The following is a 16,281-nucleotide window of genomic DNA, read 5'->3' on the forward strand; positions in this document are numbered from 1 at the left end:
TCCCCCCTACTATGAAAAAAGCAATTTTTATAATTCTCTTAAGTTTTTACGCTTTCGCGAAAGCGCAAACCACAGACCCTGCATATTTAATAAATGTGCAAAAAGCGTCACAATCAGAAATAGATGCCTATGACCCGGCAGATCTAGAAATAGGTATGCTAGTATACAATACAGATGTAAATAGAATATTTGAATATACGACATCAGGCTTTTTAGTAATACTAACCGATGTCGATGTATCTGAAACAGTAACTACTTTTGTAGATAATGGTAATGGTACGGCTACGTACACAAATGAAAACAACACCGCTGTCACTGTAGGAATTGTAGGTCCACAAGGACCAGCAGGCGCGGATGGGGATACAGGTGCAACTGGACCGCAAGGACCAGCAGGTGCAGATGGAGCAACAGGTGCAATTGGTCCGCAAGGACCAGCAGGCGCAGATGGTGCAACGGGCGCAACTGGACCGCAAGGACCGGCAGGTGCAGATGGAGCAACGGGTGCAACGGGTGCAACTGGACCACAAGGACCGGCAGGTGCAGACGGAGCAACTGGAGCGATTGGACCGCAAGGACCGGCAGGTGCAGACGGAGCAACTGGAGCGATTGGCCCGCAAGGACCAGCAGGTGCAGATGGAGCAACGGGTGCAATTGGACCACAGGGACCCGCAGGTGCAGACGGAGCAACTGGAGCGATTGGACCGCAAGGACCAGCAGGCGCAGACGGGGCAACAGGCGCAACTGGGCCACAAGGACCAATAGGTCCAAAAGGAGCTGACGGTGCGACTGGCGCTACAGGACCACAAGGGCCAGCCGGTGCAGATGGCGCAACAGGTGCCACTGGCCCGCAAGGAGATGCTGGACCGCAGGGACCTACTGGTGCAACCGGAGCAGATGGCGCAACTGGACCAGCTGGACCTACTGGACCCACAGGCGCTCAAGGAGTAGAAGGACCACAGGGACCCGTAGGACCATCAGGAACATACACCGGATTTTTTATTATAGACAACAGCACATTAACCACCACTGGAACATATAGCCAGAGTATATCAGGCATCCCTTTTGAGCCTTCGCAAGTTACTTTTAAGGCGCATCCTAATATAGGGTCGTTTAACATTAATGATGATAATGCGCTAGGAGCAAATAATACTGGATTGCTTGAAAACACCTTTGGCGCAATGAATGGATTTGCTCGAGCAGGCAGTCCTATTGCACAGGCGGTTATATTTTCTGGCGGAAGTGGTAGCTCTATTAATAACATATCTAGATATGCTAATGATACACAGTGCATAGGTTTAAGGTATACTAATAATAACGGTAACAATCTAGGTGTTATCTCAGCATCTCTGACTAGCTTTACGGCTGCAGGTTTTAATCTTAATGTAACTTATACAATAGGAACAATAGGAGGTACTGCTTTTAGTGATGACATACTTGACGAGTCTGTAATTGTATTATTTACGGCTTACGAATAAAAAACTATGAAAAACAATCCTTTATATATAACTATACTTCTTGTTTTTGTTTACGCTTTCGCGAAAGCGCAAACCACAGACCCTGCATATTTAGTTAATGTGCAGAAGGCATCACAGTTAGAAATTGACGCATACGATCCGGCAGATTTAGAGATTGGTATGCTGGTTTATAATACAGATGAAAATAGGATTTTTGAATATACAAATAATGGATTTTTAGAACTTCTTACCGCAAGAAATATGTATACAGGCTGGTTTATCATCTCTGGAGAGGGTGATGTGACAGTAGACAACATACCGTTTAAACCATCACAAGTAACATTTTCGGCGTCTGCAAATGTGGAGAGCCGCGATTTAGATTCTGACAATGGTGTGGGTGATAATGATAGAGGGATTGATAACTCCTTTGGCACAATGAAAGGTTTTGCAAGAGAAGATGCTGCTAGTTCTATAACTCAACAGGCAATGTTTTCTGGAGGTCACGGAAATTCTATAAACGATATATCAAGATATGCCAGTAGCAGTAATTGTATAGGTGTGCGCTATAGCGATCAAAACGGAAATAGCCTAGGTAAGATAGAAGCTGCTTTTAAAGAATTTACTACAGATGGCTTTATTGTTACAGTAAATTATACAGATGGTATAGTGACCGCAAATAGTACAAACATTCTAGTAGATGTTCAACCTGGAGATGTAAATAATGAAGCACTACTCGTATTATACACGGCTTATAAATAATAAAAATCTAAAATATGAAAAGTTACCTATATATTTTCGGTGTTATATTTTCTATCGCTTTCGCGAAAGCGCAAACAGTAGATGCCCAGTTATTACAACAACTTAAGCACGACGATGGTGTAGGAACCTCTAATGTTACTGGAACACCTCTTGAGGGTACTATTATGTACGACGATAATCTAGACTCTATTTACTACAGAAACACTACACAATGGGTACGTCTACTAAGTACAAATGACCTTGGGTCAAATAACAGCAGTACTCCTACTCTTAACGTTACCAAGCAAACCATTGGTTATTCCTTTGCTGCTGCTCAAACAGCTGCAAATGGAACAAATAACTATAATACTAACTGTACTGTGACAAAAATTGCAGGAACAACTGGAAGATACAGTGTCGCATTTACATCTCCACACCCTAATGGAGCATCATACCCAATAACTCTAGGTATACAAGAAGATTTAACTAACAGAGACGGTCGCATCGCACAAGTAGTGACAGGCACACAGACTGCAAACGGGTTTGATGTATATATAGGCACTGGTGATAACGGTGGCACTGCAGATGTTTATGTAGAGGAAGTTTGGTATTTTAATGTCACAGCAGAGATTGAAGTTGTTACAGATGTATCCTTATCTGGAAGTACCTCACCCCCTAGTGGCGTGACCTCATTAACTTCTAGCGGAACTCCTACGGGAGACTTCACAAACATACAGCTCAATGATAACAATGCATTTTACTGGGCATTACAATTTAATGCGCCTAATGCTCCCGGGACATACAATTATGAAATATTGCTAGATAATGTACCTTATGATATAGGTACTTTAAACCTAGGCAATCACACAGTAGTAGAGCAGGATAATCTAGATGGAACTTTTGACTATTTATTTACTAGCACTAGCCCTATAAATGGTAATAATGCTTATCGTGAGATATCTGCAAGCTCAGTTAATTTTGTTACAAGCACGGGAACAGGTACTTCTTGCGGTTGTATTACCTTTTACTTATTACCCTAAATTATGAATGATATAAAAACATATGCAATTGTAACATTAGTTCTTCTAGCTACAGCTTTAAGTACTTCTGTCACATATGCTCAAGAATCTTTGCACAACTTTGGTAATATGCAGATACATCAAGATGGGGCTATAGGTTTTCACGGTGATTTAATCAATGATGGAGACTTTGACAGTAATCTTGGTCTTGCTGGTTTTTACAATCCAACAGAAGAACTTTTTGTACTAGGTAATAACAAGCCTGTATTCTTCAATATGGAGGTTGACGTACCAAATGATCTTAACTTTGAGGTATCTGTAGGGGTTACTAGCCTACTAGATTTTATAAATGGTAGAATTACCACTCCTCGAGAAGACCTTGGTATTAATCTTGACTTCACAAACAACGCTATCTATCTGGGAGAAAGCGATAGCAATCACGTAGATGGTTATGTTACTAATCGAGGTAATCTAGAGTTTGACTTTCCTATAGGAGATGATTTTAAAATTCGCCAGCTTACAGTGATACCTCTCAACCCTGCAATAACTACTTATCAAGCTGCATACTTTTTTGAAGATCCAGACACTCCTAGTACATTACCTGGATCATTTAACACAGATTTATTTGAAAATACACTCTCTATTATAGACCCTAATGAGTATTGGGATTTAAACGGGCCGCTACCAGTACAAGCAAAACTTACTTGGGATGAAGATACTCAGGTACCAGTACTTGCAGATGGCTTGAGCTCACTGCGTGTTGTAGGTTTTTCTAATGTTTTAAATAGATGGGTGAATTTAGGAAATGCTAGTTTTTCTGGTGATGAGACCAATGGCCAAATTACATCTGAGCTTTTTGAGCCTAATGACTTTTCGGCTTATACACTGGGATCTGTTCTTAAGGCAAGTAGCGGTATTAATGTATACACATTTTTCTCCCCAAACGGAGATGGTGTTAACGACACTTTTGTCATAGAAGGACTTGCTACTAGTCCAGACAATGAACTATACCTCTATAATAGATGGGGTGTAGAAGTCTTTAGTATGAAAAACTATGACAACTCTTTTGACGGGACATCGCAAGGCCGCGTTACTATCGCAGAAGATAATAAACTCCCTGTGGGGACTTATTATTATGTGCTTAAATTAAAGGATCAAAAAGATCAAGCAGGAGCCTTCTACCTAAACCGCTAAAATTTTCCTAAAGTCAATCATTACTAAACTTCTTTAATCTATATTTCCGGCTTTAACCACAACAGAGAGATATGGATATCCAGCATAAAGAAAGAGAAGATCGAGGTGTATTTTATATGAAAGGTGATAATGGCATCATCTCAGAACTTACCTACTCTAAAGACAAAGACGCTGTCATAACGATAGACCATACCGAAACAAAAATTCCAGAAGAAGGTAAAGGATTTGCCTCAAAACTTGTGGCTCACACAGTTACTTTTGCTAGAGAGAATGGCCTAAAAATCAACCCTCTTTGCCCCTTTGCCGAAGTTCAATTTGACCGTAATCCAGATTTTAAAGACGTACTTGCCTAATGGTTATGATGGAAACAGAACGTTTGTATCTTAGAGATTTTATACCTCAAGATTCTGAAGATCTTTTCCAGATGAATGCAGACCCAGAGGTGCTTAAATATACAGGAGACAAAGCTTTTGCAAATACAGAAGAGGCACAAGCTTTCATAAAAAATTATATTGAAACAGTTTACTACAAACCCCAAACAACAATAAAAACGGGGCTGGGTAGATTTGCTATCGTACGAAAAACTGACAACACCTTTTTAGGCTGGTGTGGACTCAAGTATAATCCTGAAAGTCGAGAGGTTGATCTTGGATATAGGTTACATAAAAAATACTGGAGACAAGGATATGCTACAGAAAGCGCACAAGCTTGTATTACATATGCTTTTGATACTTTAAAGCTACCTTATATAATTGCTCGTACACATCGTGATAATAGTGCATCTCAAACCTTACTGGACAATCAAAGCTTCTCATATATAAAAACTATTACACATCACGATATGCCCTCTAGGTTATATCACCTTAAAAACAAGGCCTATCAACTCAAAGAAATAAGCGCCAAAGAAACCTGGCCCGTGCGACATCCAGTTTTAAGAAAAGGGCGTCCACTAAAAGATGTCTATATGGAGGCAGACGAGCAGACAAGCACCTTTCACCTAGGTATGTTTCATAATAATGACATTATAGGTGTAGCGAGTTTTATGGATGACAGTCACGACGGCTTTACTGGCGCACAATATAGACTACGAGGAATGGCCGTGTTACCTGAGTATAGAAGAAAAGGCATTGCAGAACTCTTATTAAAAAAAGGCGAGGCGCTACTTAAAGAAAAAAGCAAAACACTACTATGGTTTAATGCCCGAGTTATTGCTTTACAGTTTTATAAAAATTTAGGTTATCAAGTAGATGGCACCTTGTTTGATATTCCTAAAGTGGGACCTCATTATAGAATGAAAAAGCAGCTCTTATGAATAGAAGATCATTTTCAAAACTAACAGCACTAGGTATACTTGCCGCTTCCCTCCCACTTACGGCTAGGGCGGCAATACTGGATATGATAGATAGAGACGAGCTACTAGGTAAAGGCTCACCACAACTCACCACAACCTCAACCTATAAACTTAGACCAGAAGCTGCCATCGCTTTTGAAGAGATGAAAACTGCCGCTCTTAAAGATGGTATAAAATTTCAAGTAGTATCAAGCTACAGAGATTATAATCATCAAAACAGAATATGGGAGCGTAAGTATAAACGCTTTCGCGAAAGCGGTCTAAGCCACCTTGCAACCATCAATAAAATTATTGAGTACTCTACCATACCTGGCACCTCAAGGCATCACTGGGGGACAGATATAGATATTGTAGACGCCACACCAGGAGTTACTAGCGGATTACTAGTTCCGTCAAAATTTCACGGTAGTGGTCCCTTCTGTAAGTTTAAAGAATGGATGGATGCACACGCAAATAGTTTTGGCTTTTACCTTGTCTACACAGATACGTATGACAGGAAAGGCTTTAAATATGAACCCTGGCATTATAGCTACAAAGCACTCTCACTAGATTACCTCAGAGCATATCAAGCGCTTGATATAAAGTCGCAATTACAAGCTGCAAACTTACTAGGAAGTGAGCACTTTACAGACACTTTTATAGATCGCTATCTTAAAGAAAATGTAGGTGACATAAATCCTGCGCTGCACCCTTAATATTATAAATTCCTAATAGCTTTGCGCTCTTGTAAGGCCTCTTTAAAATCTGACCTACTAGCAAGTGCTTTATTAATCCATTGCTCTGCTTTTTCTTTATCACCTTTGTGCTTATAGATTTGAGCAAGGCGTAAATATGCCCAATCCTTAGGCACGCCATCTGCTGCAGAGTGGTATTTTATGTAATGATGCAACCCCATAATACCTTGATCAAGCCCTATACCGTACTGCCCGGCCACCTTACCTAGCTGGTACTGTAACCTGTTCTCTTGAGAATGTTTTTGTTGCGCCTCATAAGCCGTTTCAAAGGCTTTTTGTGGTTCATTATTTTTCTCATAATGCTCTCTTAACTTGGTATAACAAGTGACAGAACCACCTACATCTACAGCCTTTCTATAATTGTACTCTGCTACACTAGGCTTGCCATTATACTCTGCAATGTAGCCGTGAGCGAGATATCCATCTACTTTTGAGATATCAAGTAGCTGGTCTGCATATTTTCTTGCCTTTGCCTCGCTACCACCTATTATACCTGGTATTTGAATATAAAATTCTACAAGTGCCCAGCGTGCATCTATATGAGATGGATCTAGTCTGGCTGCTGTTTCAAATTGCTCTTTTATGTCACCTATCATTGTAGCAGCTCTCAGCTTGTTTACAGCAAGAGCTTTCATACCCAGTACACCTCCATATTTATAATGGTAGTTTGCGTTGTTTGGGTACTTTTCTACTAAGCTTTCGTAATAAGGAATTGCTCCATCCCAGTTTTTTGCATAGCCTTCTATATCTCCTAGATATTCTAGAGTTTGAGGGTCATCTGGATGTGCTTTCAGGTAGTTTACAAACAGTGGCTGTGCAAGGCTGTACTGAGACTGTTTAAAAAGTTTTTCCGCTTTCGCGAAAGCGTTATCACTCACATTCTGAGCACATAGCGCCACAGGAAACAATAGAATAATAAACCACTTTTTCATCATATTATTTTAGTCAAATATATACCATTATGGTGCCAAAGTGCAATTACTGCTCTGGCGGAAATTTGTTAAAAATTTTTTCTACTAACTTTTTAAAATGTGCATCCCGTTTATCAGGTTTTGCGTTTACTTTAATATCACTCTCACTTATAGCCTCCCATACCGTGGGTTGATTACCTAATGCTTTGTAAACAGTAACAACCATCTTGAGGTGTCGCTCTGGACCGCCTATGGGTATGCCGCCACTTACTCCTACCCCTACAGTGCCTCCACCACCTCCTACACCTACGCCCAAGGTGTTTCTAGAGCGTGTCTCATACTCTTCTGAGGTGATTTTTAAAAAAAAGTCATTAGTCTCAGTCTTGATATAACCGCGAGATTGCAACATACTATCTGTATACTTCACCACTCTACGCTCGTCAAATTCAAGTAGCCCAGTTGCTTCAGAGAAGTCATAATTATAAGAGGTAAGCTTTGAGAAATCTACCTTTGTATCATAGTCATAGTCTACAAATGTTGTCCCACAACTCGTGAGTAGCGCACATATAATGAGGCATAAAAAAATCCGCATAAATCTTTGTTTTGCATAAAGATAACAAAGGTTTACACGGATTATTATATTTTGTTAGTTCTTAACGATCTTCTTTGTATAAATACCCTGAGATGTTTTAATGTTTAGAAAATAAATTCCTCTAGATAAGTTAGAAATATCTACATCTGTAGCCTTAGACTTCATAAGTTCTTGACCTTGAATAGACAATACTCTTATATTGTAAACTTCAATATAGGTAGGCAACTCTACTGTAAATAACGTCTGTACTGGGTTAGGGTATATTACAACTTCTATTTGGTTAAAATCTTCTAATGCCAATGGTTCTACTACAGTTGTGACAACAGTATTTGTAATAATAGGTTCATTAAAGTCAAAATAAATATTTGCTGTATTCTCTACAGTATCACCTAGTACAAGATCATCTTTTGTTTTAATTTCAAAAGCAATATGGCCATTACTACCTGGAGCATCCACCTCTTCTGGAGGGAGGTTTATATCTTCAAAAATAAAAGCAATTTCATTCTCATTTGTAATTTCTACACGGTAATCGTGACTTGCATCCAGTATTCTAAATGTGCTCCAGTCTAGATTATTACTTAGCGTATCAGTAACTACAACTTCTAAGGCATCTGCTGTACCAGTATTTTGAAAACGCACGAGATAATCTAAATAATCTCCTACTTGCTCCTCAAAAATTTCTGAACCTTGTATTACCGTTTTATCATTAGGATCGTAAGAGTTTACAACGACTTCCTTTATACCCTGTGTATTGTTTCTTGTATCTATATCACTATCAAGTGGAGAGATCTGTACAAGCGAGTTTAACTCTTCCCCGCCTTGTACTGTAGGTGGTATAAATAACTCAAAATTTACAAGAAATGACCTACTCTCAAAAGGAGCTAGATTATCATAAGTCCATTCAATACTCGTTTCATTTATAGCAGAAGTAGATAATGAAGAATTTAAATAAAACATAATCTCATTATCAAATTCAAATGAGATATTTCCGCTAACGGTTTGTGCTCCTAGATTTTCAAATTGTATAATATACTGGGCTTCGAGTCCAGGCCTAGGATCTTGTAAGGGTAGTAGAGAGATACTCACATCTGTAGTATCATTTTCGGCAACTAAACAAAAACTCACCTCAGCGCTTTCTGTCAACCCCTCAAAAACGGTTTCGATGGTATCTGGCGCTCCCGTAAATCCGACTGGCAATGATGATTGAACAACTGAGGAAACGTATACTCCTTCTGGAACAAATAACTCATAATATCCATTCTCATCTGTAATGGAGGTATATATTTCACCCTCACCAGTAGTGGTAACTAAAATATTACTGGCGTCATAATCTGACACATCACAACCATCATTGTTAAAATCAAAAGCTACCGTGCCCGAGATTATATTAAAATACGCCTCACAAGCTTCTTGAATTTCAGCAATACTATTACATCCCTCGCTATTATTAGCTATCACAGCATTACCTCCGTCGTTGAGATAATTACAAATTGCGAGATTACTACAAACTTCTAGAAGCAAGTTATCTTCAATTTGCAATGACGTGAGAGAACTTGTCATCACGCCGCCTATGGCACTGATGTCAATTAGCACTGGATTGAATTTTATAGATACTTCAGAAATTTCTGATGATAGATTATTTAAACCTTGGAGACTTGTGAGTACGTAGTTAGTACTTATAGTTAAGTTAGACGCAATTGTAGTTAAGCCCTCGAAACCGTCTAGATTGTCAAGTGACTGATTGAACCCAATATTCACACTCTCAGCTGTAGAAATGTTAGATAGGGCTGCAATATCATTTAGATTAGTAGTTTCAGAGATCTCTATATTACCTATAGCTGTCTGGCTAGTGGGAAAACCGTCAAGCGAGACTAAACCGGTAGCACTGAACAAAACTAAATGCTCAATATGCATTACATTTTCAAACCCACTCAAGCTTGTTAAAGAACTATTTCCTAAAACATTAAGATTGTTTATTGTGAGTTGTGATGAGAAAGCAGCAAGAGATGACAGTTGATTATTTTCGGTTATTTCAAACAGATCTACACTTGTAAGCCCCTCCAAACCTTCTAGACTTTCTAAAAGTGGATTCCCAGCTACGATGAGGCCATTTTCTACAGTAGTTATTATACTTAGAGGTGTTAAATCTACAATATCCTCGCCTTGAATTAGAAGACCATTTACTAGAGAATTTGGACATTCTGCATAAAGTATTGGAAAATTATTTACATCCTCTTGACTATTTAAAACTACAGGATATTCACACGGCGCGCAGAATTGGTTTATTTCATCTAGTGTATTACAATCTTCATTATTATTTGCAACTGTAAGCTCTCCCTCTCCCTCAAGATAAGAACATATGTAATCTATACTACAAGAGCTTAAAGAACTGTTGTCTGTTATTATTATCTCTCCCGTCTCATTACTTAAGTTTATACTATTTAGAGCATCTATATTAGTTAGCAATACATTATTTTCAAGAGATATGCCTACATAAACATTTTGTAGAGAGCTTAGGCCATCGAGATTTTGAAGTGATGGATTATTTGAGATTGTCAAATATTGAATACTTATAAAATTGGGCAAGTCCAAATGTATGAGGCTTGCGTTATTATCTATTAAAATATCCATCCCCTCATTATAATTGTCTAGCCCTATTAATGAAGTTAAACCATCATTATCGCTTATCACTAATGTAAATAAGAAAGTAACATTCTCCAGTCCTACTAGATTAACTAACGCATCATTATTAACAATGTAAGCCTCTATGACATTTGTAAAATCAATACTCCCCAGCCCTTGCAAAGAGGCTAGCATCGCATTATTTTCTACCTTAACAACCAGCTCAGAGTTCTCATTTAAATTTATAAGATTATTTAAGGCTCCTATACTTGTAATCAATGGGTTGTTTACGATACTTAATTCACTACCAGTAAATGATGAGAGATTATTTAATCCCTCAAGGGTTTGTAACATATTATTATTTTTAATAATGATATTACCAAGTACATTAGAGATATTAGAAAGAGGAGACAAGTCTGTAATATCATCACCGTCTATAACTAGTCCACTTATTATTGAGCATTCTGGATAATCTACACCTACAGCATCAACCTCTGCTTGAGAGTTTAAAATAAGATCGCCAGAAGGACAGGCAACACAGTTTTCTTCTATTTCTATTGTACTATTACAGCCTGGTGCATTATCATAGATATCAAAACTGGTAGAACTACTCTCATCCTGCAAGATGCTACACAAGAGATAAGAACTACACTCTGAAAGGGCCGGATTATTATTAACCGATAAATTTGTTAATGTAAATCTGTCAATCCCATTTAGAGCACTTATATCAATTAAACTACTATTATCAATAATTTCAATAGATAAAAAGTCATTATACCCAGTTTCTAATCCATCTAAGCCATTTAGTGTGGTTAGGGTCGGGTTATTCATAACTATTACCATACCTACTGTGTCTACTCCAGAGAGGGCACTAATACTTTCAAGAGCATCGTTATTATTTATACTAATAATATCTATAAAACCAAAAATCCCTTCTAAACCATCTAGACTAGACAACGTATTGTTATTTGCAATTAGAAAATCAAATGCCCCGGTAATCTCTGCATTTGCCAAACCTGTTATCGACACTAACGCTGGATTATTAGTTATATTAAACATTGAAGCATCTATAATTTCAGAAGTACCTATTAGTCCATCAAAATTTTCTAAAACATTATTATCCATTATAGTGAAGTCTCTAGTTGTTATAGATGCGCTAGCTAGACCATCTAGATTAACTAAAGAGGCGTTAAACGAGATATCAAAAAATTGCACATCTATATTAACTAAACTTGAAAGGCTATCAAGATTTTCAAGCATTGGGTTTTGATTTATAATAAAATTAAAACCTGTTATAGTCTGTATATTTTGTAAACCATATAGAGTGGTTAAATTATTATTATTACTAATCGTAATACTTTCTACAGATTCTAGATTCTGCAAAGGACTTAAATCAGTAATATCAGCTCCGCTTATATCTAATTCTACTTGTAAGCCCGTACAATTTGGATAGTCAATAATAAAAGCATCCACATCTGCCTGTGAAGAAAGTGTAATACTGGAAGTGGGACACTGAGCAATTAAAGGGAATACTACAAAGAGTAGAAAAGAAGTGAGTAATAGTCGTTTCATAAATATAAAAATGGTTTCTTCCGCCGAAAATAGTTAATAAACTAATATCTACGAAAGAAACCACTTACATTTAATGTCTAAAAGTTTCATTATCACGCTTTCGCGAAAGCGTAAAACTACTCATTCATCATTTTCCACAAGGCGTCTTTAAGTTCTACAAGACCTTGTTGTGCAACTGCAGAGATAAATAAATATGGAATAGGAAGTTCTCTATCTAGCTCTTCAGAAAGCTCTGCTTTAAGCTCATCATCCAGCATATCACTTTTTGTAATAGCAATCATTCTGCTCTTGTCGAGCATTTCTGGATTATACTTTTTAAGCTCATTGAGCAAAATCTCGTATTGCTCTGAGATACTATCTGCATCTGCCGGAATCATAAAGAGCAATGTAGAGTTACGCTCTATGTGACGTAAAAATCGGTGGCCTATCCCTCTACCCTCTGAGGCTCCTTCTATAATACCTGGTATATCTGCCATTACAAATGACCTGTAATCGCGGTACTCTACAATACCCAAATTAGGCTTAAGAGTGGTAAACTCATAATTTGCGATTTTTGGTTTGGCTGCTGTGATAGATGCTAGTAATGTAGACTTCCCTACATTAGGAAAACCTACCAGACCTACGTCTGCCAGAACTTTAAGCTCTAAGGTAAGTGAGACTTCATAGCCATCTATACCTGGTTGTGCATATCTAGGTGTCTGGTTAGTGCTACTTTTAAAGTGCCAGTTACCACGACCTCCCATACCACCTTCGGCAGCGATAAACTCTTGACCATCCTCTGTGATTTCAAACAAGACTTTATCTGTCTCTGTATCTTTTATTGTAGTACCTAGAGGCACGTCTATATAGGTATCTTCTCCGTCTAGGCCAGTAGATCTTGACTTTGCACCATTACCTCCGTGACCAGCTCTCAAGTGACGTTTAAATTTAAGGTGTATAAGTGTCCATAAGTTTGAGTTACCTCGCACTATAATATGTCCACCACGACCACCATCACCACCGTCTGGGCCTCCTTTTTCTATAAACTTTTCGCGGTGTAAGTGCGCAGATCCAGACCCCCCATTACCAGAGGTTGTGTGAATCTTTACATAGTCTACAAAATTTCCTTCAGTCATCTTTCAGCTAGCCTTTATATTTAATTGTAATGATTAGTTCTTCACTAATCTATAACGTGTCAATCACGTCACTTAATCTTGCAGTAATCTCTTCTATACTTCCTACCCCGTCTACTCCGTGGTACTTATCTTGCTTCTCGTAGTATCCTTTTAAGATTGCCGTCTCTGCATAATATACTTTTATACGATTACGTATCACATCCTCATCTGCATCATCTGCACGACCAGAAGTTTTACCACGCTCAAGTAATCGCTGTACAAGCACCTCATCATCTACCTCTAGTGCAACCATACCTGCAACCTCTGTATTTTTTGAAGCCAGTAGTGTTGCAAGAGCATCTGCCTGAGCTTCTGTACGAGGAAAGCCGTCAAAAATAAATCCTTTTGCATCTGCGTTTTTCTCTACCTCTGCACTAAGCATATCTATCGTAACAGTATCTGGCACTAATTGTCCTTTGTCTATATAAGACTTTGCCAGTGTTCCAAGTTCTGTAGCGTTTTTTATGTTGTATCTAAAAACATCACCAGTACTTATATGTACTAGGTCATACTTCTCTTTTAAAACTTCGGCTTGTGTTCCTTTACCGGCACCTGGAGGGCCAAATAAAACCAGATTGGTCATATGAGTTTTTTTAAGTTTATATATTGATGTGAGGTTACGCCCTAGACCATTATAATCTAGACCAAACCCTACCACAAAATCATTAGAAATTTCCAGACCTATATAATCTACCTTATACGGTTTCTTATAGGCTTCTGGTTTATATAAAAGTGAGGCTATACGATATGACGCCACCTCTTCTTGTTCAAGTATTTTTATAATAGTCTCTATGGTATTACCAGAGTCTACTATATCTTCTACTACAATTACATCTCGTCCTTTTAGTGACGGCTCTGCCCCCATTACGGTATGAATCTCATCGCTTTGTTGAGTTCCATCATAACTAGCCACCTTGATAAAGCTCATCTCGCACTCGTGGTCAAACTTTTTTATGAGCTCTGCACTAAATAAAAAAGCACCATTAAGCACTGTAAGAAACACCGGTCGTTTACCTCTATAATCTTCATTAAGACGCACAGCCACACCGTTTACAGCGTGTTGCACATCTGTTTTTGAAATAGATTTTTCAAACGTTAGGTCGTGAAGTGTAATTGTATTTTTCATAAATAATAAAGGGCAAAGATAGTATTTGAAAATCAGTCCTTATAGCTATCTCGATATGAATACATAATTATGAGTTACTCTCAGACGATTTTGTATTTTTGAACCACTATTTTTCGCTTTCGCGAAAACTTATATGCTATGAAAAATTACTTCTCTTCTCAATTTAAATTAGGCATCTTAGGTGGTGGTCAACTAGGTAAAATGATGCTTTATGACACCCGCAAGTATGATATACAGACCTACGTACTTGACCCGAGCAACGAGGCTCCCTGCAAGATTGCCTGCAATCATTTTACACAAGGTAGTCTTATGGACTATGATACTGTAGTAAAATTTGGCCGTAAGGTAGATGTACTCACCTTTGAGATAGAGAGTGTAAACATCGATGCCCTAGAGACGTTAGAAAAGGAAGGCATACAAGTGTATCCTCAACCATCAGTTTTACGAAACATACAAGATAAAGGTGTACAAAAGGACTTTTATAAAAAGCACAACATCCCGACGGCAAGTTATGAGAAGTACGCTTTCGCGAAAGCGGTAAAAGGATCTCCACAATGGCTAGACAACCTACCATTTATTTGGAAATCTTGTACAGGAGGCTATGATGGCAAAGGAGTATCTGTAGTGCGCACCGCAAGTGACCTTGACACTTTACCAGAAGTACCTTGCATAGCAGAAAAGATGATCCCATTTAAAAATGAGCTGGCCGTAATAGTAGCTCGCAATTTATCTGGAGAGGTTAAAACCTATCCTGTGGTAGAGATGGAGTTTCATCCAGAGGCAAACCAGGTAGAGTATGTTATATGCCCAGCTCGTATAGATGAGACCGTAGCTCAAAAAGCACGAGATATTGCAGAGAAAGTTTCTAACGCTTTTGGTCACGTGGGATTACTTGCGGTAGAAATGTTTCAGACAGAAAATGATGAGATTCTTGTAAATGAAGTAGCTCCAAGACCACACAATAGTGGTCACTACAGTATAGAAGGAAGTTTTACAAACCAGTTTGAGCAGCACCTCAGAGCCATTTTAGATCTACCACTAGGCAATACAGATAGTAAAGTTGCTTCTGTAATGGTAAATCTAGTAGGAGATGAAGGCTATACTGGCCAAGTAAAATATGAGAACATAGAGCATATAATGGGTATGGACGGGGTAACCCCTCATATTTATGGTAAAAAGGAGACGCGCCCTTTTAGAAAAATGGGTCACGTAACTATTGTAGATCACAATATAGAAAAAGCAAGAACTGTAGCCGAAAAGGTAAAAGGAAGCATAAAAGTAATCGCACAATAAATCAAACACGATGAAAGTAGGAATCATAATGGGAAGCACGAGTGACCTCCCAGTAATGCAAGAAGCTATAGACTTCTTAAAAGAGATGGATATCGATATAGAGGTAGACATTGTAAGTGCACACCGCACACCAGATAAACTTTTTGATTATAGTAAAAATGCACATACGCGTGGCATAAATGTAATCATAGCTGGTGCTGGTGGCGCTGCTCACCTTCCAGGTATGGTTGCTTCCTTATCACCATTACCAGTGATAGGCGTACCAGTTAAGTCTCGCAACTCTATAGATGGGTGGGACTCTGTGCTCTCTATATTACAAATGCCAGGCGGAGTACCTGTCGCAACAGTAGCCCTAGATGGCGCAAAAAATGCTGGAATACTTGCAGCACAAATTCTAGGCGCAAGAGATAGCGCACTTCAAGATAAAATGCTTGACTATAAAGAAGGGCTTAAGCAAAAAGTAATAGAAGGCGCAAAAAGCATTAAATAAAAAAAAGACCGCTCTTACGAGCGGTCTTTAT

At 38.5% G+C, this 16,281-nt stretch carries 14 protein-coding genes; 9 read left to right on the forward strand and 5 right to left on the reverse strand.

Going from position 1 to position 16,281, the window contains the following annotated elements; all coding sequences use genetic code 11:
• Positions 1-11 precede the first annotated feature (11 nt).
• From ACJJVM_RS04735 to ACJJVM_RS04765, 7 genes are all read left to right on the forward strand, one after another.
• Positions 12-1,475 (forward strand): hypothetical protein, encoded by a 1,464-nt coding sequence (locus ACJJVM_RS04735; protein WP_405210951.1) that lies wholly within the window; start codon positions 12-14, stop codon positions 1,473-1,475.
• A gap of 6 nt (positions 1,476-1,481) precedes the next feature.
• Positions 1,482-2,213 carry a hypothetical protein gene (locus ACJJVM_RS04740; RefSeq protein ID WP_405210952.1) on the forward strand — a complete coding sequence of 244 codons (732 nt, stop codon included), beginning with the start codon at positions 1,482-1,484 and terminating at the stop codon, positions 2,211-2,213.
• 14 nt (positions 2,214-2,227) lie between these two features.
• A complete protein-coding gene (locus ACJJVM_RS04745) occupies positions 2,228-3,232 on the forward strand; it encodes a hypothetical protein (RefSeq protein WP_298351632.1) in 1,005 nt (334 codons plus the stop codon).
• A 3-nt stretch (positions 3,233-3,235) separates the two neighbouring features.
• Positions 3,236-4,405, forward strand: coding sequence for a gliding motility-associated C-terminal domain-containing protein (locus ACJJVM_RS04750; RefSeq protein ID WP_405210953.1), 1,170 nt, complete (start codon positions 3,236-3,238; stop codon positions 4,403-4,405).
• A 71-nt stretch (positions 4,406-4,476) separates the two neighbouring features.
• Complete coding sequence (locus tag ACJJVM_RS04755) at positions 4,477-4,758, forward strand: GNAT family N-acetyltransferase (protein ID WP_405210954.1); 282 nt, start codon at positions 4,477-4,479, stop codon at positions 4,756-4,758.
• 5 nt (positions 4,759-4,763) lie between these two features.
• A complete protein-coding gene (locus ACJJVM_RS04760) occupies positions 4,764-5,717 on the forward strand; it encodes a GNAT family N-acetyltransferase (RefSeq protein WP_405210955.1) in 954 nt (317 codons plus the stop codon).
• Positions 5,714-6,451 carry a M15 family metallopeptidase gene (locus tag ACJJVM_RS04765; protein WP_405210956.1) on the forward strand — a complete coding sequence of 246 codons (738 nt, stop codon included), beginning with the start codon at positions 5,714-5,716 and terminating at the stop codon, positions 6,449-6,451. Before ACJJVM_RS04760 ends, ACJJVM_RS04765 begins: the two co-directional genes overlap by 4 nt.
• A 2-nt stretch (positions 6,452-6,453) precedes the next feature.
• Here the strand turns inward: ACJJVM_RS04765 and ACJJVM_RS04770 are convergent, their stop codons facing one another.
• The 5 genes from ACJJVM_RS04770 to ACJJVM_RS04790 all read right to left on the reverse strand — a co-directional run bounded on the left by ACJJVM_RS04770 (position 6,454) and on the right by ACJJVM_RS04790 (position 14,467).
• Positions 6,454-7,425 carry a tetratricopeptide repeat protein gene (locus ACJJVM_RS04770; protein ID WP_405210957.1) on the reverse strand — a complete coding sequence of 324 codons (972 nt, stop codon included), beginning with the start codon at positions 7,423-7,425 and terminating at the stop codon, positions 6,454-6,456.
• A gap of 43 nt (positions 7,426-7,468) precedes the next feature.
• Entirely contained in the window at positions 7,469-7,993 is a 525-nt protein-coding gene (locus ACJJVM_RS04775; protein ID WP_299150635.1) for a DUF4136 domain-containing protein, read from the reverse strand.
• A 54-nt stretch (positions 7,994-8,047) separates the two neighbouring features.
• Positions 8,048-12,187, reverse strand: a complete 4,140-nt coding sequence (locus ACJJVM_RS04780; protein WP_405210958.1) for a T9SS type A sorting domain-containing protein — start codon at positions 12,185-12,187, stop codon at positions 8,048-8,050.
• Between the two features lie 116 nt (positions 12,188-12,303).
• A complete protein-coding gene (obgE, locus tag ACJJVM_RS04785; RefSeq protein ID WP_375252967.1) occupies positions 12,304-13,302 on the reverse strand; it encodes a GTPase ObgE in 999 nt (332 codons plus the stop codon).
• A gap of 49 nt (positions 13,303-13,351) precedes the next feature.
• Entirely contained in the window at positions 13,352-14,467 is a 1,116-nt protein-coding gene (locus ACJJVM_RS04790) for an adenylate kinase (protein WP_081965013.1), read from the reverse strand.
• 138 nt (positions 14,468-14,605) lie between these two features.
• Between ACJJVM_RS04790 and ACJJVM_RS04795 the strand changes: the two genes are divergently transcribed.
• Together ACJJVM_RS04795 and purE are read left to right on the forward strand one after the other, a co-directional pair.
• Complete coding sequence (locus ACJJVM_RS04795) at positions 14,606-15,760, forward strand: 5-(carboxyamino)imidazole ribonucleotide synthase (protein ID WP_405210959.1); 1,155 nt, start codon at positions 14,606-14,608, stop codon at positions 15,758-15,760.
• Positions 15,761-15,770: 10 nt separating this feature from the next.
• Positions 15,771-16,250, forward strand: coding sequence for a 5-(carboxyamino)imidazole ribonucleotide mutase (purE, locus tag ACJJVM_RS04800; protein WP_299150633.1), 480 nt, complete (start codon positions 15,771-15,773; stop codon positions 16,248-16,250).
• Positions 16,251-16,281 lie beyond the last annotated feature (31 nt).

Source organism: Dokdonia sp. Asnod2-E02, from assembly GCF_045063915.1.
Taxonomy (GTDB): Bacteria; Bacteroidota; Bacteroidia; order Flavobacteriales; family Flavobacteriaceae; genus Dokdonia.